14 protein-coding genes are annotated in these 20,857 nt (G+C 58.9%); 9 read left to right on the top strand and 5 right to left on the bottom strand.

The window, feature by feature from the left end; genetic code table 11:
- Positions 1 to 64 precede the first annotated feature (64 nt).
- The 3 genes from Q1A00_RS12740 (at position 65) to Q1A00_RS12730 (ending at position 8,775) form a co-directional block, all read left to right on the top strand.
- Complete coding sequence (locus Q1A00_RS12740) at positions 65 to 1,123, top strand: cobalamin-dependent protein (protein ID WP_298482459.1); 1,059 nt, start codon at positions 65 to 67, stop codon at positions 1,121 to 1,123.
- Positions 1,124 to 1,261: 138 nt separating this feature from the next.
- Positions 1,262 to 7,600, top strand: coding sequence for an SdrD B-like domain-containing protein (locus tag Q1A00_RS12735; protein ID WP_299757165.1), 6,339 nt, complete (start codon positions 1,262 to 1,264; stop codon positions 7,598 to 7,600).
- Between the two features lie 344 nt (positions 7,601 to 7,944).
- On the top strand, positions 7,945 to 8,775 hold the full coding sequence (locus tag Q1A00_RS12730; protein WP_298403110.1) for a hypothetical protein: 831 nt from the start codon (positions 7,945 to 7,947) through the stop codon (positions 8,773 to 8,775).
- A 103-nt stretch (positions 8,776 to 8,878) separates the two neighbouring features.
- Here the strand turns inward: Q1A00_RS12730 and Q1A00_RS12725 are convergent, their stop codons facing one another.
- From Q1A00_RS12725 to Q1A00_RS12715, 3 genes are read right to left on the bottom strand one after another with little or no spacing between them, the layout of a single operon-like run.
- Positions 8,879 to 9,922: an NAD(P)-dependent alcohol dehydrogenase gene (locus Q1A00_RS12725; RefSeq protein ID WP_298403108.1), complete on the bottom strand. Its 1,044-nt coding sequence runs from the start codon at positions 9,920 to 9,922 to the stop codon at positions 8,879 to 8,881.
- 13 nt (positions 9,923 to 9,935) lie between these two features.
- A complete protein-coding gene (locus tag Q1A00_RS12720) occupies positions 9,936 to 10,709 on the bottom strand; it encodes an iron-sulfur cluster assembly protein (RefSeq protein WP_298403107.1) in 774 nt (257 codons plus the stop codon).
- 12 nt (positions 10,710 to 10,721) lie between these two features.
- Entirely contained in the window at positions 10,722 to 11,768 is a 1,047-nt protein-coding gene (locus Q1A00_RS12715) for an amidohydrolase family protein (RefSeq protein WP_298403106.1), read from the bottom strand.
- A gap of 214 nt (positions 11,769 to 11,982) precedes the next feature.
- On the opposite strand from Q1A00_RS12715, the gene Q1A00_RS12710 reads away from it, so the two are divergent.
- From Q1A00_RS12710 to Q1A00_RS12695, 4 genes are all read left to right on the top strand, one after another.
- Positions 11,983 to 14,403 (top strand): ATP-binding protein, encoded by a 2,421-nt coding sequence (locus Q1A00_RS12710; protein ID WP_298403104.1) that lies wholly within the window; start codon positions 11,983 to 11,985, stop codon positions 14,401 to 14,403.
- Positions 14,400 to 15,104 carry a response regulator transcription factor gene (locus tag Q1A00_RS12705; protein ID WP_298403102.1) on the top strand — a complete coding sequence of 235 codons (705 nt, stop codon included), beginning with the start codon at positions 14,400 to 14,402 and terminating at the stop codon, positions 15,102 to 15,104. The genes Q1A00_RS12710 and Q1A00_RS12705 overlap by 4 nt, the downstream gene beginning before the upstream one ends.
- A gap of 340 nt (positions 15,105 to 15,444) precedes the next feature.
- The gene (locus Q1A00_RS12700) at positions 15,445 to 15,624 is read left to right on the top strand and encodes a hypothetical protein (RefSeq protein ID WP_298403101.1); all 180 of its coding nucleotides are present in this window, start codon (positions 15,445 to 15,447) and stop codon (positions 15,622 to 15,624) included.
- A 185-nt stretch (positions 15,625 to 15,809) separates the two neighbouring features.
- On the top strand, positions 15,810 to 16,166 hold the full coding sequence (locus Q1A00_RS12695) for a hypothetical protein (RefSeq protein WP_298490308.1): 357 nt from the start codon (positions 15,810 to 15,812) through the stop codon (positions 16,164 to 16,166).
- Between the two features lie 144 nt (positions 16,167 to 16,310).
- Here the strand turns inward: Q1A00_RS12695 and Q1A00_RS12690 are convergent, their stop codons facing one another.
- Complete coding sequence (locus tag Q1A00_RS12690; RefSeq protein ID WP_298403099.1) at positions 16,311 to 17,162, bottom strand: NAD(P)-dependent oxidoreductase; 852 nt, start codon at positions 17,160 to 17,162, stop codon at positions 16,311 to 16,313.
- The gene (locus Q1A00_RS12685; protein ID WP_298403098.1) at positions 17,159 to 18,514 is read right to left on the bottom strand and encodes an SAF domain-containing protein; all 1,356 of its coding nucleotides are present in this window, start codon (positions 18,512 to 18,514) and stop codon (positions 17,159 to 17,161) included. Before Q1A00_RS12685 ends, Q1A00_RS12690 begins: the two co-directional genes overlap by 4 nt.
- 148 nt (positions 18,515 to 18,662) lie before the next feature.
- Here Q1A00_RS12685 and Q1A00_RS12680 point away from each other — a divergent pair, with 148 nt between their 5' ends.
- Both Q1A00_RS12680 and Q1A00_RS12675 read left to right on the top strand, forming a co-directional pair.
- Positions 18,663 to 19,874: a hypothetical protein gene (locus Q1A00_RS12680; protein WP_299757156.1), complete on the top strand. Its 1,212-nt coding sequence runs from the start codon at positions 18,663 to 18,665 to the stop codon at positions 19,872 to 19,874.
- The gene (locus tag Q1A00_RS12675) at positions 19,846 to 20,766 is read left to right on the top strand and encodes a DUF58 domain-containing protein (protein ID WP_298403096.1); all 921 of its coding nucleotides are present in this window, start codon (positions 19,846 to 19,848) and stop codon (positions 20,764 to 20,766) included. Before Q1A00_RS12680 ends, Q1A00_RS12675 begins: the two co-directional genes overlap by 29 nt.
- The last annotated feature ends 91 nt before the right edge of the window (positions 20,767 to 20,857 follow it).

Below are 20,857 nucleotides of genomic sequence, written 5' to 3'. Positions count from 1 at the left end.
TACACTACAACAGAAGTTCGCTGCTACAGGTTTTGCCGCTCTTATGGCGCAGAGGACAACTGTAATGACTCCTCCGATCCCCTCCGATTTGCAGCATCGATACCTTGAAGCAATGCTGCAAGGCAGCGGGCGAGCGGCTGATCGCGTCGTTGAGCAGGCGCTAGCGCAAGGCATTCATGCGCCACGCATCTATCTCGATATCTTCCAGCCGACCGCTTACGAAATCGGGCGACTGTGGCAAGCAAACCGCATTGGCGTTGCCCAAGAGCATCTGGCCACCGCGATCATCGAGCGACAGATGGGTGAATTGCATCCCTACTTCCGGCCCAAAACGCGCCGCAACCGGCGGATCGTGCTCGGTTGCGCGCCGGAAGAGTGGCATCGGGTTGGCGTGCGCATGGTCGCCGACTTTTTTGAAGCCGAAGGGTGGGAGGTCATCTACCTTGGCGCAGCGGTGCCCATTCCGGCTTTGATCGATGCCATCAAGACCGCTCAACCCGATCTGGTTGGCATCTCCACCGCGATGATCTTCAATGTGCCCCATCTCACCAATCTGGTGCGCTCGCTGGCAGCCGCCGATCTCGACGGCATTCCCTTAATGGTGGGAGGATTGCCGTTTACCCGCCAACCCGGCCTGTACCAAGCCTTAAACATTCAACTCAGCGCGCCAAATGCCGCCGCTGCCGTCGTGGCAGCAAATAACGCTTTTCCGCCACCAGCTCGCTCGCCTCACCTCAGCCGCGGTGCCGAAGCAATACCCGCTCTCCGCGCCCGCCGCCACCAGATCATCGAACGCGCGACCGAATTGGCGCTCCAAAACCCCGCCGATACCCTCACCTTGGGCGAACGCGCACCAGAGGTAATTCGCGCCGGGTATGAGTTTGTTACGCGCATGCTCGAAGCAGCTCTCGCCGCCGGAAGGCCCGAATTACTCGATGAGCAAATCTTGTGGGGCAACGAACGCCAGCCGCACGACGGCGTGTTGCCTGAACACATGCTGCACCGATTTGAGATCTATGACGCCGTTCTTCAGCAGTTCTTGCCGGCGGAGATTGCCGCTATTGCGCGAGCATACACCGATAGAATGATTGCGCTGCAACGCTCGTTAGTCGGGCAAGAATAATCAACATTTAAAGTAAAGCAGTACTAAGTGATAGCGGGATCAATTGCCTATTGCTGAACTCATCTGAAAAAGGTATGATACGATTGTTATACTACGTATCGTAAAGGATTTGCAATAGTTTTGACAAGAGAGCATCGTATGGCTCACTACGCCTCTGGCACACAGCGAATCGGCCACAGCAGAAAACACCTCTTTCCCCTCATTCTGATCGCTCTCCTTATCTTCAGCGCACTGTTCGGCGCGACGCTCACAGCCTTTGCCGCCGGAACACTGACTGTGCGCGTCTACCTCGACACCAACCGCGACGGTCTCGATAATGACGGACCGGGCAATGGCGTCGCCGGCGTGTTGGTCTCGGTTTACACTGCCGATAGCGTCCTCGTTGGTCTCAATACGACCAATAGTGACGGAGAGGTGGTGTTTCCCGCTTTGCCTGACGGCGATTACCGGATCGAGGTCAGCAATCTCGGCGCGCGGGTGGTTTCGGTACCGGGAACGGGCAATGCCGGGTTGCTCTCGTTTGTAACCATTTCTGGCAGTGCGGTGACGCAGCGAGTTGGACTTCGTAACCTCGATGGCGTGATCGATACCGGTGCGCCAGTTGGTACCCGCAGTATTGCGGCGCGGGTGTGGGATGATCTTGATGCTGACGGTATTCAAGATGCCGGCGAGCCGCCGCTGACCAATTTGCCTACGTATCTGATTGATAGCCTTGGCAACACCGTAGCCGGGCCGGTCAATACCGACAGCCAAGGTCGCGCGATCTTTAACGTGGCTCCAACCGGCGCCGGCTACCGGGTGCGGATTCTGGCCACTGATTTCCCTAGCGGCTACATCTTGACCCAAGCGTTTGTCAACGATGGCGCGCCTAACCCCAGCATTCGCGATTCTGATGCGGTACTCGTGAGCGGCAATGCCGAGGCTTCGCTGCCCAATACCGGTCGTGGCGTCAATATTGACAACGTAGATATTGGTTTTGCCCGAGGCGCTGTGAGCGGCTTCGTGTGGCGCGATACCAATCGCAACGGCTTGTGGGAGGTTGGCGAGCCGCGCCTGAACGGCGTGGAGGTGCAACTGGTCAATACCGGCACTAACACAACCGTTGCGACCGTCACCACCCGTCAGCGCATTGGTTCGAGCGAGCCGGCTGACGGCGGATTTTTCGTCTTCACCAGCGTGCCGCTTGGCGCGAACTACCGAGTGGTTATTCCATCCAGCCAATTTGCGAGCGGAGCTGTTCTCTTCGGCGCCGCCAATTCGCCCGATGCTACCGGTGGCGATGTTGGGTCACCCGATGGCGTGCCCACAGGTGATGTGACCGGCCCCATATTCTCTCTCAGTACCACCAGCAACACCCGCAATAATCAACTATTCGGCTTTTACAAAGGCTTGATCGGTGATTACGTCTGGCTGGATGATGATGGCGATACGGTGCAAGACTCCGGCGAAATTGGCGTCAACGGCGTGATCGTCTTTGTTGACGACGGGCGTGGCGGCGGCACGGCCAACAATGGCATCCGCGACGGCAACGAAATTTTCACCGTCACGACCAATAATCCCACGACCGGTCAACCCGGCTACTATCTGTTCGACGATCTGCCGCTAAGCACAACGCCTACGACGTACCGGATCGTGCTTGATGAAGCCAATTTCCTGCCCGGTGGCGCGCTGGTCGGGTTGGGAACATCAACTGGCACGGAAGCCACCAATGGCAATGGCAATCGCTACGTCTATCGCGACTCGATTGCGCTCAGCGCGGGAACGCCCGATGATACGAATGTTGATTTTGGTATGACCCGCGCTCGCATTGGCAATCGGGTGTTTGAGGATCGCAACGGAAACGGTATTTTTGATAGCGGCGAACCGGCTATCCCCGGCGTGACCGTGAGCGCCTACCGCGCGAGCGATAACGTGCTGCTCGGGACAGGAGTAAGCGATAGTAGCGGTGTGTATTCGATTCCCGGCTTACCCGCCGAACCGATCTATGTCACCTTCGATATCTCAACCGCCGGCGCTGGGTATATTGGCTTTGTCGGCAGCTTGCGCCCAACTGGCACGCCGGTTGATCCTACCGAGGTAACCTATACCGACTACAGCGATCTTGATTCGCGGATCGGCACCAGTGATATTTGGCGCACTGAAACCTTTACGCCGGCGCAAGGCACCAATAACAATGGTGTTGATGCTGGTTTCTACCGACCAGTGCGAATTGTTGTGCGCGTTTTTGGCGAGACAGTGACGATTAACAATTCGCTCGATTCTGGCGAACCCGGCATTAGTGGCGTGACCATCAATGTGACTGGAACCGAGACAGCTACACTCACAACGAATCTGGCCGGTGAAGCAATCTTCAACTTGCGCCCCGGTTCATATACCGTGACGGTGACAACGCCTTCCGGTTATCTCGCCTCAACCGGCAATACCGGTAGCCTGACCTTCACCGGTCTGGTTAGCGGCGATACACGTGATGCTTATTTCGGCTACTATCGGCCGGGCCGGATCAGCGGCGTGACCTTTTTTGATGCAAACGACGATGGGTTAGCCAACAGTGGCGAGCCGCGTATGCGGAATGTGACGGTCGAGCTGATTGATTCATCAAGCAGTGTAATTTCTACTACCACAACTACATCTCTTGGCGCATACAGTTTCACCAACATCCTCCCCGGTACCTACACCGTTCGCTTCACGAATCCCGATACGGCCAATTATGCCTTCATTACCGGCGGTGACAGCGATGTAACAACGGCGGGAAACGTTGCCAATAGCAGCACCAATATCATCACCGTACCGTATGACGGCACATTCACCAATATTGATGCTGGTTTCCGTGGTCAAACAACAGTTACGGGGCGGATTTTTGAGGACAACAACGCTGACAATCTGCAAGATGCCGGCGATACCGATCTGGCCGGTGCAACGGTGACGTTGACGGTCACGGCTAACCTGCCGAACCTTGTAGCGACGTATCCGGCAACACTCGCGACAGCGCCGCCAAACTATCAGTTCACCGGTTTGCCGGGCGGCAGCGCTGGGACAATCACCTATACCATTACGTTTGCCCCACCATCTAGCAGCTATATTCCTAGCGATCCGAATGTGGGTAGTGATGATACCATCGATAGCGATGGCCCCACTGTCACCGTAACTGGGCCGGCTCCCGGCGGTACGCTTGACTTCGATCAAGGCTATTTCCGCAATGTCACCATTCGCGCGCGTGTCTTCCGTGAACCGTCAGCCGGGCGTAATAATCAATGGGATACCAGCGAGACGGGCATCACCGGCGTGCGCGTCTGGCTCGAACGGCCCGACAGCACCCGCGTGCTGACCGGGACAACGACCACCGGCGGCCTTGTGACCTTTACCGTTCGTCCCGGCGATTATCGGCTCAATGTTGATGAAAGCTCGGCGGCGCTGAGCGGTTTGTTGCCATCATCAGGCTCAACCGCAGCAGTGACGGTTGCGGGATCGCCATTGACAAGCGGCGGCAGCTCGCTGACCGAAACCAGTCCTCCCGGCACGACCAACGTCTTCGGCTTCTACACCTTTGGCCGGGTCAGCGGGCAGGTCTTCTTCGATGGCACAAATGGGCCGGCTGATAATCTCGCCGCCGGCGAGCCGGGAGTGAGCGGAGTGACGGTACGCCTGCTGAATACGTCGAATACTGTTGTTGGCAGTGCAACCACTGATAGTAGCGGTAACTTCACGATCGCTAATGTCGAGGGTGGCAGTTACCGACTAGAGTTCGTTAATCCGGCACCGACCAACTTCAGCTTCGTCGCTGCCAATACCGGCGATAACAGTGTGGCAACGATTGTCAGCAATAACGGACGCACCGATCTCTTTACTGTCATTGACGGTCAGACGACGACTCGGCGAGCGGCGTTGATTGGTAACAGCACGGTAAATGGTATTGCCTTCATCGACAGCAACTACGACGGCCAGCGCGCCGCTAGCGAGCCAAGATTGGCTAACGTGACGGTTAATCTGAGCGCGACCATCACCCTTGCCAATCTTACCACGACCATCACCCGCACGGCGACTACCGATAGCAATGGCGAGTACAGCTTTACCGGCCTCCCCGGCGGCACATCGGCAAGTGAAGCTAGCTTTACGCTGACTTTTACACCGCCCGCCGCCACGCCACCGTATCAGGTGACGCTGGACGATCAAGGTAGTGACGCAACTGACAGCGACAGCGTCGCTGAGCTAACGAATCAACCGCTTAGTATCGGGGCAACCGCTAGCCGCGATCAAGGCTACTATCAGAACGTTACTGTGCGCGCGCGCGTCTTTAACGAGACGGTGACCATCAATAATAGTTTTGAAAGCGGTGAAGCCGGTTTACGCGCAGTGACCATCAATGTCAGTGGGCCGATTACTAGCAGTCAAGCCACCGATCTGAGCGGCATCGTCACATTCAGCGGCCCTCCCGGGACATACACCTTCACGGTCCCGACTGATCCAAGTGGATATATTCGTTCACCGGGCAATACCGGCACGGCGAGCACAGGGGTAGTACTGAGCGGTACAACATCTGACCCGGTACCGTTCGGATATTACCGTCCGGCCCAGATCAGCGGTACTGTCTGGTTCGACACCAACCGCAACGGTCTGTTCGACAGCGGCGAGCCGGGGATGGAGAATATCAGGGTGCGGCTGGTTGGTAGCAGCAGCGGGCCGAGCACGCCGGTCACAACCGATGCTAACGGCGCATTCTCGATCACCACTATCGAACCGACCGGCCTGACCAACGCGACGTATCAGCTCTGTGTCACGGCACCAACCGGCTTCACGTTTACAACGCGCGGATCAACGTTGACTGACGATAACAACAGTGATGCCGATCAGACCAGTGGCTGCACAACTAGCTTCACAGTGGCTTCGGGTTCCAACATTACCTATATCGACGCCGGCCTGCGCGGTGCGTTGTCGATTGGCGATCTCGTGTGGGAAGATACCAACGCCAATGGTATTCAGGACAGTGGCGAACAAGCACTCGATGGGGTGACGGTCACCGTGACGGTGCAGACCAATGGTGGAGTTATCAACTCTACCAATCCATCATTCACCTATAGCACTGTCTCAACGGCAGCCAGTGGCTTGAACGCCAACTATTCTATCGACAACATCCCGCCGGGCAGCACAGTAACGATCCAGTCGGTCAGTCGGTTTGGGTATCTGCTTACACTCGCCAATCAGGGTGGCAACCCGGCCACGGATAGCAACGCCGTTGGTGAAAGCTTCACGCTGAATGCCACCGACACGACGATCGACTTCGGCCTCTACCGCACCACCGCGATTGGTGATACGGTCTGGTTCGATGTCAACGGCAACGGTCTGCGTGATGCGGGTGAACCGGGTATACCGGGACTGACCATCGCCTTGCGTGATAGCAGCGGGAATACCATCACCACAACTCAGACGTTGGCAAACGGCAGCTACGCATTTAACGAGGTAACGCCGGGCACGTATTCGCTTCGGATCACCTTGCCAAGTGGTTATACGACAACGAACAACGGCAGTGGTTCGATCAACGTCGATGATGACAACGATTTCCGTAGTGATGGTACGACAACCAATTTCACCATTCTTAGCGGCCAAGCTTTGGCCGGGATTGATGCTGGTCTGCGCGGCACCGGCGGAGTGAGCGGGATCGTTTGGTTTGACACCAACGAGAACAATCAGCGCGATCCAAATGAAACCGAACGGTTAGCAGGCGTTCAAGTCACGGTGACGTACACGCCGACATTACTGCCGGCTCAGCCACAAACGATCCAACTCCAGACTGTAGGCGACGGTTCGTACAGTGTTACCGGCTTGCCACCAAGCGAAGTAACGGTTGTCTTCAGAAACCTGCTTGGCCATCTGCCGGCACAACCGAATGTTGGCGATGACGCTACCGATAGCGATGGCCCAATCGCGACGTTCACTCTCGCTGCTGATCAGCAAGTGGTCATTGATATGGGGTACTACCGGCGGGTGCAAGTCTATCTGCCAATGACCATCGTCCAAATTCCACCAGACCTTATCGCCAGCATCCAAGCCACACCCACGAACCCGAATGCCGACACACCGGTAACCTATCGGGTGACGGTGACCAACATTGGCCGGGAACCGGCGAGCAACTTCTGGGTCGATCTGTACGTTAACCCATCACGCCCACCAGAAGTAAATGAGCCGTGGAATGAGCTGTCACGGCAAGGGTTGGCATGGTACTTTGACGGCACCCTGCAACCCGGTGAGAGTGTGACATTCATCAGTTTCCCGCGTAGTTCAACCAATCCCTTTGGTTACGATCCCGCAGCAAGTTCACCGACATGGAATGGACGACTGCCACGCGGTCTCAATACAATCTACGCCTACGTGGATAGCTGGAACCGGAGCCCTGATGGCGGTGAACGCAGCCCCTTCGGCGCAGTGGAAGAGGTGAATGAGACCAACAACCGGGCTCAAGTCACGGTCTTGATCGGTGATTGATGGGCGATCGGCTAAGTGACACCGGCATGGAACAATGCTTAACCGTGCTGGTGTCACCTTCGCCATTATCATCTCGGATGGAGTGCGGAATGGTATGCCGCACGCCAAGACAAGGGCGGCAGGTTTTACACTGTAGCATACTTGGTTTGATCGCGCTCAAGCGCACGTTGCGTTGCACGTGATGAGAGCGACAAAACCAAGGTGCCACTCGCACGATTGATAATTTGCGTATCGCAACATGCTATGATCGTGTAAAGCGGATATATTTTTGCTATGATGATCACGGCGATGGTTGAGTACGTTTGCTGGAGGAAAAATTGCGCAAAACACGCAAGGAGCTGCGTATGCAACGTCGAATGCTGAGCTATAGTATGATGATTTGCGGTGTGCTTGCGATGGTTATTGGGTTTGCTCTCTTGCCGCTGCCGAAACCATCAACCGCCGCGCCAGCGCTGCAACCGTCGCCGCGCCCAACGATTCCACCGGTGACCGTGTTGCCCGCAAGCTCACCAACCCCAATGCCAATGGGGCGCGTTACCGGCACGATTATCGATCTACGCACCCATGCGCCAGCGGCGCAGATTGCGGTCAAGATCGGTGATGCGGTCGTGTACAGTGATCAGAATGGCAATTACGATCGTTGGGTTGAGTCTGGCTTCTATACCCTTGCACTGCACCTAACCGACGAGCAAGGATCGCCAGCGCAGGCACCGTTGACAATTGCAGTCGGCCCCGGCGATACGGTCGTGGCTCACCTCTTCTTTACCAGTCCTAGCCTAGCTGAACCAGCAGCACCAGCCTTCACCATCGAAGCGCCAACCGAAGTGCCGACCGCAGCGCCGGTAGCGGTGATGCCTGAACTGCCGGCAGTGATTCCGCCCAAGCTGCCGTACACCGGTATCGCAGATACGCCCACTGCCGCCACCAGCCAGCAACCCGCCCACTTGCCGCGCACAGCGACGACAATCCCATTCAATGCCCAGTTCTGGTTTGTGGTTGGGTTTCTCTTGCTAGCGGGCGGGCTTGGGCTTCAGTTCTGGCCAAGCCGGCGGCCAGCAGCTCTTGCGCCGACAGATGAACAATTCCTTGCCAAGTTGCTCAGTACGCCGGTGCAACCGACCGATGAGGAGTTGCTACGCGAGTTGTTCACAAAGCAAAGCGCCGCTGAAAAGTAATGATGATGTCGGACAATGTGTACGGGCAGGTTTGAAATCTGCCCGTACTTTACGGAGCGAGGCATGCGGCGGCGATGCTACCGCATGCCTCTATTTATCACGCTTACGGCACAATCACCGCCCGCCCAGCAATCTGCCGATTCTTGAAGTCGTTGATCGCTTGATTGATCTGATCCAACCGGTATTGCTGGCCATGCAGCTTGACCCGCCCCTCGGCATTCAGCTCCATCAATTCAACTAGCTCGACGTAGTTGCCGACGAGGCTGCCCTCGATTGCGATTTCGGTGATGATCATGTGAACGGTGGGCACATGCACGGCGCCACCGTAGCCGACCACATAATGGGTGCCGCCTTGGCGCAGCATCTGCCACGAGACCTGCTCGGCGCCCAATTCACCTACGAAGTCGATCACGGCATGTGCGCCGCCATGCGTCAGTTCCTTCACCTCTTGCACAATCGTGTCGCCGCCATCGAGCACATAGTGCGCGCCGAGATCGCGCGCTAGCTTGCGCGCCGCTTCCGAACGGTCAACCGCGATGATCCGCGCTCCGCATAGCTCGCGCACCGATTGCAGCGCGATATGGCCAAGGCCGCCGACGCCAAGAATGACGCAATACTGGCCGGGGGTCAGCTTGCGGGCCGCTTTCTTGGCGACCCGGTAAGCGGTAATGCCGGCATCGGCCAGCGGCGCGACATCGACCGGCGCCACGTTGGGGTTGAGCTTGATCAGTGCCCGTTCGTTAGTCAACAGATACTCGGCAAAGCCGCCATCACAGTTGAGGCCGGGGAAGCTGCCGTGCTCGCAGTACATGTCCTCGCCGCGCCGGCAGCCGAGACAAACCCCGCACGAACGTAACGGGTGGCAGATTACCGGATCGCCGACTTTGACCGAGGTTACGCCGGGGCCAACCTCTTCCACCCAACCTGCATTCTCGTGCCCAAGGATGTAGGGCAGCAAGGTGCGTTGCGGGTCTTGAATATCCTTCCATACTCCTTCAATAATGTGCAGATCAGTGCGGCACAACCCTGCCGCGCCAATCCGCACAATCACTTCGCCGGGTTTGGTAATCTTGGGCAGCGGCACATCCTCGAGTTGGAGCTGGACGTTGAGATGTTCATCGTACTCGTGCAGACGAGCAGCGCGCATAGGTTTATCCTCTCTATCCAATCATCAAGCGATCGCCGACGCTAGAATGGTCGTGTTGCCGTTCGGGGAAGAACTGAGTGCGCAGCAAGCCTTCGCATAGGCTTGTGTTGAACGCGATATTCAGCCGGGCCGAGCGCGAGTAGCGTAAATACGTAGCCAATTCAGTTTCAGCGATTGATTGGCCTGCAACCGTAGTGAAGAGTAGCGCTTCCGCTGCAACTGAGAGCTGTAAACGCCGACGCTTGTGCAGATAGCGAAGAAGATCGGCTGCTGCCAGTGGCACTCGGTGTGGCGGTGGCGAGAGGATCAGGTCTTCCCCCTGCACCTTAACGTCACCGAGGCGTAATGTCAGAATCGCGTTATCGGCAAGTCCAGCCTGTCGCATCCGGCGGATTAATACATCCTGCCGGGCCAGAAAGCCTTTGACGTTGAAGGTGTGGCGCAATACCTCCAGATCAGCGTTCTGATCCACATCGGCGGGGAAGGTCTCGGCAAAGCTGCGCCCGGCATTAACGCCACGGTTGATCTCGTCTTCGAGGCAGTTGTTGCGGACGAGCACCGTTACCTGTATGACTCCCGGCACCCGCCCGACTTCATCGCGAATGTCTTGCGACATCATAAAGACGAAGTTAGGCGCGCACCAAAAGGTGGGGACAGTGTAAGTAACGGTAACGTGCCCATCAGCGATCTGCACCTCGTTGACGAAACCCAACTCAGTGATCGGCGTGTCGAGTTCGGGATCGTAGACCTCGGCCAGCGCGCGATTGATCTCGGCAAGCGTGGGCATCGGCAGTTCCTTTCAGACGGTGGCCGGCGCGGCACCGTCGAGCACAACCGGCATATTCCGCAATTGCTCCTTCTTCGCTTCCGAGTCGATCCCGTAGAGCCGGGCTGCATTCAGGCCAAGAATCTTCTCTTTAGCTTCCATCGTCAGCTTGACGCCAAACTCAGCCTCAAGGTCTTCGGGCAGCTCAAAGGCCATAAACTTCTCAACCAGCCAACCCGGTGTCCACAGCGCATAGTCGCTAGCAAAGGTCAACTTGTCGGGGCCGAGCCAGTAAAGCAGGTTCGCCATCACTTCGGCGAAGTAGCGCGGGCGGGAATGGATGAAGGGCATAGCCACAGCGAGGCCGCCCCAGACATTCGTCTCTTGGGTCGCAATCCAGCAGAAGTCTTCGAGGCGCGGCAGGCCGCAATGCTCGACGATAAAGGTAAGACCGGGAAAATCAGTGGCTACATAGTCAACGTCGGCCACATCGAACGAGTCGCGATCGAGCGGCCAGATGGTCGGACCTTTGTGAATGTGAATGTTCGTGATCCCGAGCTTTTCGCACTCTTCAAAGAAGCGATAGGCTTCTGGGGTATTCAACTTCCACCCCCGCGAGCCGTTGTGCCACTCGGCAGTATACAGCTTGACGCCTTGAATACCGTACTGTTGCTTAGCTTGGCGCAACGCATTCAGGCCGAGCGGGCCGTCTTCGCCATGACGCGGGTCAAACGAACCGTTGAGAATCACGCGCTCCGGGAAGGCCTCTTTGAGCTGGGCGTTGCGCTCGATTGGGTTGAAACCGGTGTGGTAAAACTCGAACAGGTTGGTTGACTGCAAGATGCACATATCGACATAGCCCTCGACAAAGAGGTCGCGGGCCATATCTTCGACCGAATAGCGCTCGTAGTGTTCGAGCGTCCACACCTTATCGGGCGGCGAGAGATTCTTGTGGTAAGCATAGAAGCAATCAATCCAACCCTTGCCCAACTTGCCGCGCTGATTCTCTGGGCTAGCATCCCACAGATGGGTATGGGCATCGATGACGAAGATCTCGCGGCCATCAGCAGTGCGGTACATACACTCCTCCTGTCTCCGATGACATGCCGGTCACCACCATTGTGACGGTCGATTAGCTGCATGTGGGGTTGAGAGCATCGTAACAGGAAAAGGGAGGGGGCGCGGTGAAAAAGCAGTGAAAAAACCGGCGGCATGAGTAGACGAGTGCGGGGAGGCATGGTATAACCAGAGTATCCACACCCAATTCCAAAGCTTGCTCGCGCAGGGAGGCGTTATGAGCGAAGCACCGCTGCACATTGCCGCTCCGGGAGACCTTGAGACGCTAGTTTGGCGGATAGCTACGTTACGCGAGCAATTCATCGCCAGCGGCGAGGTTGACCTCTCGCCAATGCGCGCGGTGATCCGCGATTCATGGCAACGCTGCCGGACGCTGGCGGTCAATGCCGAGGTGCAGCTTGCCCGTTTTGCCACAACCAGCGATCGGCAATTGGCCGAGCTCCGTGAACGGCACACAACCTTGTTACGCGCGGCGAGCCCAATCCTTGCCCGTCTGCGGGCTACACTCGGCGATGCCGGGTATGTGATTGCGCTCAGCGACGCTGAAGGCACGCTGCTGGACGTGGACGGTGATCCGCACTGCCGCCGGCGGCTGGCGCGCAAAGGGTTACTGCCCGGCAGCAATTGGAGCGAAGCGGTGGCCGGCACCAATGCGATCGGGGTCGCGCTGACAACCGGGCGCGTGGTGCAATTGGTGGGGGCCGAGCACTACTGTAGCGGCTGGCAAGATGTCACTTGTACCGCCGCGCCGGTTATTCATCCTGATGATGGACAGCTGATCGGCGTGCTCGACATCACTGGCGACTACCGGTTAGCACGCCCGTTCCTCACCGGCGTCCTTGCGGCTGCTGCTGCCGAAGTGCAGCGCCGCTACCGCTTGGAATGGGCCAGACAACCGGTTCGCCCGCGCACCTTCTCCGGTTGGACGCCGCCCATAGCGAGCGAGATTCCAGCGCAGACGGCGACTTCCCGGCCCGATCGCACCGCCCAGCTCGCCACAGCAATGCGCGCTATCAGCAACGCCTTTGATCCACAGTACACTCCAGCGGTCATCATCGAACAGATGGGCCGCCTGCTAGATGCCACTGGGGTGGCTCTAGTTGAAGGCGCATCGATTGATCGCTCGCACGCCTATTTCTGGACTGCGCCGGGAGAATCAGGGGAGCAGGCGCTGGCGATCTTACAAGCGGTGGTGCGCGATCCGGTTGCACTGGCATGGCGATCCATCCCTGAACCATTTGTTTACATGCCGCACCTGTTGCCAAAACTAGCCGGATTTCCGCTTCCTGATATTGGCGGTGTCATACTGGTGACGCGCCCGGCCCAATTATGGATGGCGACTGAGCAACAATGCGGCGCGATATTGGCGACTCATGGCGCGGCGATGCTGCGCTACGCCCGGCTGTACAACGACTTGCAGGCCTATGCCGCCCAAACCGAGGTCATTAACTCACTGGTCTTTTTTCTCAGCACCTTGCTCGATCCGGTGCGCCAGCTTGATATAGTCGTGCAACGCATCCTCGCCATCACCCGGCTCGACGCTGGGTTGATCGCACTGAAAGAAGATCAGCGCCTCACCATTGCCGGCACACTGCAGAGCGCCATCGATCAAGCGCAGATAGCAGCCCTGATCGAGACCGTCTTTGCCACCGGCCAACCAGCGTGGCTCTGCCGGCGCCATGCCGCGACTGAACCACTGCCGTGGCCGTTAGCCGATTTTTGCGATCTGGTGGTGCTGCCGCTAATGGTGAATGCCACTGGCGCTGGCGTGCTCGTGATCGGTAGCCACGCTCACCGCCATATCAGCGGCGAAGATTTGAGTTTGTTGCTCACCATTGCGCAGCAATTGGGGTTGGCGCTGAGCAATGCGCGCCTGCGGCAAATAGCGAGCGAGAACGAGGCATTACGGCAAGCCAATCAGCTTAAGAGCGCCTTTCTAGCCAGCGTCTCGCACGATCTACGCTCGCCGCTAACCGCCATCCGCGCCTCAGTTGAGGATCTCCTCGACCGACAGCATGCCGTTTCGGTGACTGAAAATCGGGCCTTGCTGTGCAATATCGCCCGCGAAACCACCCGCCTCAGCCGGTTTGTCGATCAACTGCTCGATCTATCGCGTATCGAAGCCGGAACCTTGCCGATCGACCGCGAGTGGGTTGAGCTGGCAATGCTGGTGAAGGATGTAGTAACGAGTTTTGGCCAGCACGATCCAGGATGCCGCATCGAAACCTTCATCTCGCCAACCTTGCCGCTACTCTACATTGATCCGATCTTGCTGGCGCAGGTGTTGTGGAATCTGATCGAAAATGCGCACAAATATGGCCCACCAACGGGGCCGGTCACAGTGGAAGCCTTCTGCACCAGCACCCAGTTGGTGATCAGCGTCGGCGATCGCGGACCGGGGATTCCGCCCGCCGAACGGCAGCGCATCTTTGAACGGTTCTACCGGCTCGAACGCGACCGGCGCAGTCATCGCAGCGGTAGCGGGCTGGGGCTAGCCATCTGTCACGGTATTGTCACCGCCCACGGCGGCAAGATCTGGGTTGATGATCGTCCGGGGGGTGGGAACGTGTTTCGGATCGTGTTACCACTGGTGAGCGACGAACCGCCAGTGTGGCTGGGTGATGACAAGTCAGCATGAAACAGCGCATTCTAATTGTCGATGACGATCCGGGGATTGTCGCCGCGATCACGCCGGCGCTGCGGGCGCAAGGTTACGAGGTGTCCGCTGCCCATGACGGCGAAACGGCGCTGGCAGCGTTCCGGCAGGTGGGGCCGCATTTGGTGCTGCTTGATCTGGTGATGCCGAAACTGGGCGGTATTGGCGTTTGCCAGCAGATTCGCCAGCAAAGCGCAACACCGATCATCGTCGTGAGCGTCAAAGGCGCGGAAGCTGATATTGTCACCGCGCTCGACAATGGGGCCGATGATTATCTGGTCAAACCCTTCAGGCTGAGCGAATTGCTGGCCCGGATTCGGGCCGTGTTGCGGCGAAGCCGTGCCCCACAGCCGCTGATCCAATGCGCCGATTTGGTGATCGACACCACCCGGCGGATCGTCTTGCGGCAAGGTCAACCAGTGAGCTTAACCCCGATCGAGTACGCCGTGCTGGCCGAACTGGTGGCGCACCGCAACGGCGTGGTCACGGCGCGCCAAATCGTGCAGCGGGTATGGGGTCCGCAGTATGCCGACGCGACCGATTACGTCAAAGGTGTCATCCGGCGGCTGCGAGTCAAACTCGAACCCGATCCCGCCCACCCGCGTTACATCATCACAGAACCGCACGTCGGCTACCGGTTCAACGACGCCTCCGGTACGGTATCGTCGCCGTCATCGCCGTAGGAATAGTGCGGCGCAATGTCCTGAAAGTAAGAACATTGTAGCGCAATGTCCCTCCCTCACAGAATCGCAATCCGAATGCCCCCCACGGTTTAACGCCCGCTGTACTTATGGCAACAGACGGGTAGCTCAGCATGCACCGCAATCAGCTCACGCCATTGACATCACGATACGTTCCAATAGTATCGTTCGTTCGAGTCAATACGTCGTCTTTATAATAGCGAAGGAGGCCGTTTTGTTCGAAAGCGCACCAAGCGACAGAGCCACGCATGCAGGTTAGGCAATGCAACGACAATCGTATCTTCAGGAACCACTGTATCGTTTTGTGAAAGGAAGCTGACTTATGCGCATCCGAACTGCAATCATCGCCGTTATCGTTACGCTCAGTCTCTTCCTCAGTGGCATGCGCGCCGCTATTTATGCGTCGCTCTCCGCTATCCCCGCGGAACGCCTGCTTAACCCCGACGGCACCCTGCGAATTGACAGTGCCTCCAGCGGCACGCTTGACGTGAGCGGCTGGTAGGTCGCCCTCGACCCGCAGCGAGGAGCCGTTTTCCAGTCCCTTGCCAGCGGCGCTGCGCAACGGACGAACCTCAGCGCTAATCCCAACACGCTGAACCGCTGGGTCTCCGCCCTCGTGGTGAGCGGTAGCAACCTGTACGTGGCGGCGACTTCTTCGACGCCGCCGGTATTCCTCAAGCCGATTACGTGATCGCTTACCTCGTACTACCATCGGTACAAGCCATCACCCGCATCAAGCCAAACCCCATCAACAATACCAGCGTGCAGTTCCAAGTCACCTTCGATGAACCGGTAGCGGAGGTGGACACCGCTGACTTCGCCCTGACCGCCACTGGCACGCTCAGCGGTGCGAGCATTACGAATGGCAGCGGCGCGACGTACACAGTCATTGTCGCCGTTGGTGCTGGCACGCTGCGCCTCGACATACCGGCTAGCGCTACGATTGCTGACTTAGCCGGGTTGAGTGTGAACAACCTCCCCTTCACGACGGGCGAGAGCTACCTTATCCCTGCGCGGATTTACGTGCCGCTGGTACAGCGGTAAACACCGGTCGGAACGGCGAATTCACGGGCCGGGAGCGTGCTGCTCCCGGCCCGATTGTTGTCCATCACCCCGGCATGCCGCGCGCCACGTACCGCGTCTGCCGGCAACACCGTAGCGGTGTAAGGCTATGAAGGCGCAATGTCCCTACGAGGTCACCTTTTGCGCTAACAACATATGTAATGCCGAATGGTCAAGATCGCCGTGCCCACGCGCAACCAACGTCTCGTAGCGGGTGATGGTATCGCGCAAGTGAGGCAGCTCGATCCCTGCTGCTGCCGCCATCGCCGCCGCCATGCGCAAATCCTTGAGCTGCGTCGTTACTTTGCCACCGGGGATGTAGCGTCGCGCTGCCATGCGCGCGCCGTGGATCTGCAACACTTTCGAGTCGGCAAAGCCACCGGCCAGCGCGGCGCGGAGCAGTGCCGGATCAAGGCCATACGCCTCGGCTAAGACGGTTGCTTCGGCGACAGCCTGTATGGTCAAACCGACAATCAGTTGGTTGATGACTTTAGCAGTATGGCCAGCCCCAGCCGGGCCAACGTGAGTCGGTCGGCCCAATGCGCTGAGTATTGGCCACGCCCGCCCCACATCAGCATCCGCGCCTCCCACCATAATCGCCAGCGTACCTGCTGCCGCCCCTTCTGGGCCACCCGACACCGGCGCATCAACCCACCCAATCCCGCGCGCGGCCAGTGTCGTCGCGTGTGCCTGTGAACGCAGCGGGTCGGAACTACCCATATCGATCACCAATTGGCCGGGTTGTAACAGCGGATCAAGCCGTGAGAGCAGATCATCAACTGCCGCCGAGTCGCTCAGCATCAGAATCAGCACATCCGCGTGCGCCGCTTCCGCGAGCGTGGTCGCCAGCGGAATCCCGGCGGTAAGTTCGGGATCGAGCGGCGAGCGATTCCAACCCACCAACGACCAACCGGCAGCCAACAAGGTGCGGGCCATCGGCCGGCCCATCAAGCCAAGACCAAGCAACGCCACCGTCATTGGGCCACCCCCGGCGCCATTGTGCGCTCCATCAACCGGCGCAAGCGCACGGTGGAATGGTTCGTTTCGTAGGCGACATCATCCCAACGCACCACAGCCCCGGCTGGAATCGGTCGCAGGGTACGGATACCGTGAGCAAGACCGATCGGCAACGCGCCGGCAGCCACCGAATCGGCAGCCGGCATCAGCTTACCGTACACCGTGTAGCCACCCTCGCCATCGAGCGCCTCACCCTCGGCGAGATCACGCTTAGCCACCGCCACCACATCACCCAGAAACGCTTGCGGACAACCGGTCGCCTCGTGGCGCAAACCCACCCGCAACACCGAGATCGGCAACTCAAGGCCGATCAAGTGGTAAGGACGGTAGAGCGCGCTGTAGACGCCGCTTGAATCGGTGACAAGACCATATTCGGCAAAACAACGCCGCACGTAGTCGTCGGGCGCGGCAAAGACCACGTAGACTCCCCAGCGCAGATCGCGGAAGACTGGGCGGCCATCGCGTTCGAGCGACGAGACCACCTCAACGGTGCCGGCGTGGGCCAGTTGACCGCCAGCCGTCTGCGGGCGCAAGACGTGAGCTAAATCATCGACCCCGCACGGCGGGAAGGTAAGGCCATGGGGTTGCGGGTGCAAATGGCATGCATTCGCCACCGCCGCCATCTCGATCGCCGACTTGGTACCGTCGAGAAAGGAATTGAACATCTGCGGGTTCATTCCGCCAGCGGCAGCCTGCTCGGCGCTGAGACCGTAATACTGCCAGACAGTTTCTGGCGTGCTTTGGTGGTAATGGGGCAGATAGCGCGTGCCTTTACCGGCGCAAATCACCTCAAAGCCACAAGCCCGCGCCCACTCCACCTGCTCGGCAATCAGGGCCGGCTGATCGCCATAAGCCAGCGAGTAAACAACGCCAGCTTCGGCGGCGCGGCGAGCGAGCAACGGGCCAACCAGCGCATCAGCCTCGACATTCACCATCACAATGTGGCGACGGTGCTCGATCGCGAGCAGACAGTGCGCCACCCCCGCCGCCGGCACGCCGGTTGCTTCGACGATCACATCAAGGCCATCGGCGGCAATTAACGCTGCGGCATCGTCACCTACATACGTAGCACCGGTCTTGAGCGCATCGGCTAGCGATCCCGCAGCATATTGTTCGACAGGCCAGCCGGCCCGCGCCAGCGCCGCCCGCGCCCGATCGGGCGCCAGATCGGCGACGCCAAGCACGTGCAAACCGGCCACCCGGCGAGCCTGCGCCAAAAACATTGTGCCAAACTTCCCGGCCCCGATCAAGCCTACCCGCAACGGGCGCCCCTCGGCCACCCGGCGAGCCAGCAGCGCGAGCAGATCATTCATATCCCTTCTCCTTATGTATGCACCCACCATAGAAAAAAGAGACAGGGGATATTGGCCCGCCTCCCTCATCCCTACTCCCTGTTCCCCACTCCCAAAAACTCATCGGCGTGTCATATTGTACCCGATCCGATTGTGGTACACTGCTAGTATGCAACACCAACTCGCGCAACACCTCCGCCAACTCAGCGCCCAACGCTGGCGCCAGCACGCGATCGAAACACTGGTGCGCACCGTCAGCATTGGCTTCATCATTGCCTGCATTGGCACCATCTTGCCAATATTAGGGATCGCGCCATTAGCCCGCCCGCTGCTGGGGTGGATCATTGCCGGCAGCGCCATTCTTGGTGGTATGCAAACGCTAGCCTTCCGCTTAACACCCCAAATCGCGGCCCGGCGGCTCGATCGCCGGTTTCGGTTGCAGGAGCAATTGAGTACCGCGTTGGAATTGAACGGCGAGCCAAGCGGGGTCGCGGCCCAGCTAGCGCAGCAAGCCCAAGAGAGTGTCAAACGCATTCAATATTATGTCAATCGAACACGACAGCCGCTCTGGCCGGAAGCGTTGATGTTAAGCGCGCTCCTGCTAGTCTTGGCTGGATTGCTGGCACTGGTGGAGCGACCGATCCCGCCGGTTGGCAGCGCTGAGCCGTTACCTCCTTTAAACCGGCCCGATCCAGTGGTCGACGCACCCGCGCCGGAGCCGCCACCGCTCACCGGGGAGCCAACCGCTCTAGGTGGGACTGATCCGGGCGTATTGTCGGCGCTCGCCGATGCGTTGCGTGATCAGAGCATTACCCGCCCGGCGGCTGAGGCGTTGGATCGGGGTGACATTGCCGGCGCGGCTGATGCATTGCGTGAACTGGCCGATCAGATGGGCGAGATTTCGCCGGCAGCGCGAGAAGCCATAGCCCAAGCGTTGCGGGAAGCGGCGCGTGACATTGCGCAAGTGCGGCCCGATCTGGCCGATCAGATGCGAGCTACGGCTGACGCACTGCAATTCGGCGATGCGCTGGCCGGCGCCACCGGAGTTGAGGCGCTGGCCGATGCGCTCGAGCGCCAACCAGCCGTGCCGGTAGCCGATGGCGGCGGCGGTGGGGCCGGCAACGCTCCCGGCAGTCAACGCCGTGAGCAAACGTTTAGCCCGCTGGGTGCCGATGGCAGGCCGTTCGAGCTCGAAAGCAGCGGCACCGGTCAAATACCGGCTGCTGGTGCAAACACGGGGCAAGCTGGCAGCGACCAGCCGGGTGGATTATCGATCCGGTCGAGCAGCAACAGCGCCGGCGGCCCCGTGCAAGCTGCCGACGATCCGCTGCATATTCCTTCGGATGTACGCGATGTGGTTCGCAACTATTTTTCGCCGTAAACCGGCTGTCGTTGAACCGCCTCTGTTTGATGAAGCCTTCTTGCGCCGGCTTGAACGGCTCAGCCTGCAGGCGCAACGCACCCTACGCGGCACGCCAACTGTAGGCCAACACCCCAGCCGCCAGCAGATGCCGGCGACCATTTTTAATGACCATCGTCCTTACGTGCATGGCGATGATCCGCGCTATCTCGACTGGCATGCCTACGCGCGCCAAGAACACTTGCTGGTGCGCCTAGGTGAGATCGAGCAAGAGGTGGCGGTGAGTATGATCGTTGACACCTCGCGCAGTATGGCAACCGGTGAACCAGCACGACTACGATTGGCGCTCCAATTGGCTGGCGCGATTGGTTATCTTGCGTTAGCCCATGGCGATCAGGTTACGGTGTTGGCTAGCGGGCAAACGGGGCCAGTGTTCGGGCCGGTGCGTGGCAAAGCACTGGCCGTCAGCCTTTTTCGTCACCTGCGCGCGCTGGCGCCGGGCCATCAGACCGATCTGGCGCAAGCGACGCAGCAAGTCGTGCAGCGGCGACCACAGGGCGGATTGGTGCTCGTGATTTCCGACCTGCTGACGCCGATGCCAATTGAAACGATTGCTCAATACTTACCGGCTCCACGTTGGCAAGTGCTGGTGTTGCATTTGCTGAGCCAAGCCGAGTTGGAACCAACCCTGTATGGCTCGCTCGAGTTAGTTGATAGTGAAACGGGTGAGCAGTTGGTGATCGACCTTGATGACGAGACGCTGGCTGCCTATCGTGCGGCGGCGCATGCATGGCGTTCAGCGATTGCTCAGCGCTGCACTGCGCGCGGGATGGCGTATGCGCCAGTGATGGTGAATTGGCCGCTCGAACGCCAGATCATCCCGTTTTTGCGTGTGCGACGGTTTTTAGGGTAATGGTAAGGGTGCGAAGGGCTGGAAACGCAAAGGTGCCAAGAGCACCAAGGACGTGAAGGAAGCACACTGTGAGTTTATGACGTGGGAATGC

The sequence above is a fragment of the uncultured Chloroflexus sp. genome, assembly GCF_938091255.1.
Taxonomy (GTDB): domain Bacteria; phylum Chloroflexota; class Chloroflexia; order Chloroflexales; family Chloroflexaceae; genus Chloroflexus.
The sequence above is the reverse complement of the archived record's forward strand: the minus strand, read 5'-3'. Positions and strand labels throughout refer to the sequence as shown.

What these genes read in the sequence shown, in the direction of transcription:
- Q1A00_RS12720 (WP_298403107.1), bottom strand. Translation starts at nt 10,709, where the DNA reads ATGCCCACGCTTGCCGAGATCAATCGCGCGCTGGCCGAGGTCTACGAT.
- Q1A00_RS12725 (WP_298403108.1), bottom strand. Translation starts at nt 9,922, where the DNA reads ATGCGCGCTGCTCGTCTGCACGAGTACGATGAACATCTCAACGTCCAG.
- Q1A00_RS12680 (WP_299757156.1), top strand. Translation starts at nt 18,663, where the DNA reads ATGCAACACCAACTCGCGCAACACCTCCGCCAACTCAGCGCCCAACGC.
- Q1A00_RS12715 (WP_298403106.1), bottom strand. Translation starts at nt 11,768, where the DNA reads ATGTACCGCACTGCTGATGGCCGCGAGATCTTCGTCATCGATGCCCAT.
- Q1A00_RS12730 (WP_298403110.1), top strand. Translation starts at nt 7,945, where the DNA reads ATGCAACGTCGAATGCTGAGCTATAGTATGATGATTTGCGGTGTGCTT.
- Q1A00_RS12700 (WP_298403101.1), top strand. Translation starts at nt 15,445, where the DNA reads ATGCGCATCCGAACTGCAATCATCGCCGTTATCGTTACGCTCAGTCTC.
- Q1A00_RS12705 (WP_298403102.1), top strand. Translation starts at nt 14,400, where the DNA reads ATGAAACAGCGCATTCTAATTGTCGATGACGATCCGGGGATTGTCGCC.
- Q1A00_RS12710 (WP_298403104.1), top strand. Translation starts at nt 11,983, where the DNA reads ATGAGCGAAGCACCGCTGCACATTGCCGCTCCGGGAGACCTTGAGACG.
- Q1A00_RS12685 (WP_298403098.1), bottom strand. Translation starts at nt 18,514, where the DNA reads ATGAATGATCTGCTCGCGCTGCTGGCTCGCCGGGTGGCCGAGGGGCGC.
- Q1A00_RS12740 (WP_298482459.1), top strand. Translation starts at nt 65, where the DNA reads ATGACTCCTCCGATCCCCTCCGATTTGCAGCATCGATACCTTGAAGCA.
- Q1A00_RS12735 (WP_299757165.1), top strand. Translation starts at nt 1,262, where the DNA reads ATGGCTCACTACGCCTCTGGCACACAGCGAATCGGCCACAGCAGAAAA.
- Q1A00_RS12675 (WP_298403096.1), top strand. Translation starts at nt 19,846, where the DNA reads ATGTGGTTCGCAACTATTTTTCGCCGTAAACCGGCTGTCGTTGAACCG.
- Q1A00_RS12690 (WP_298403099.1), bottom strand. Translation starts at nt 17,162, where the DNA reads ATGACGGTGGCGTTGCTTGGTCTTGGCTTGATGGGCCGGCCGATGGCC.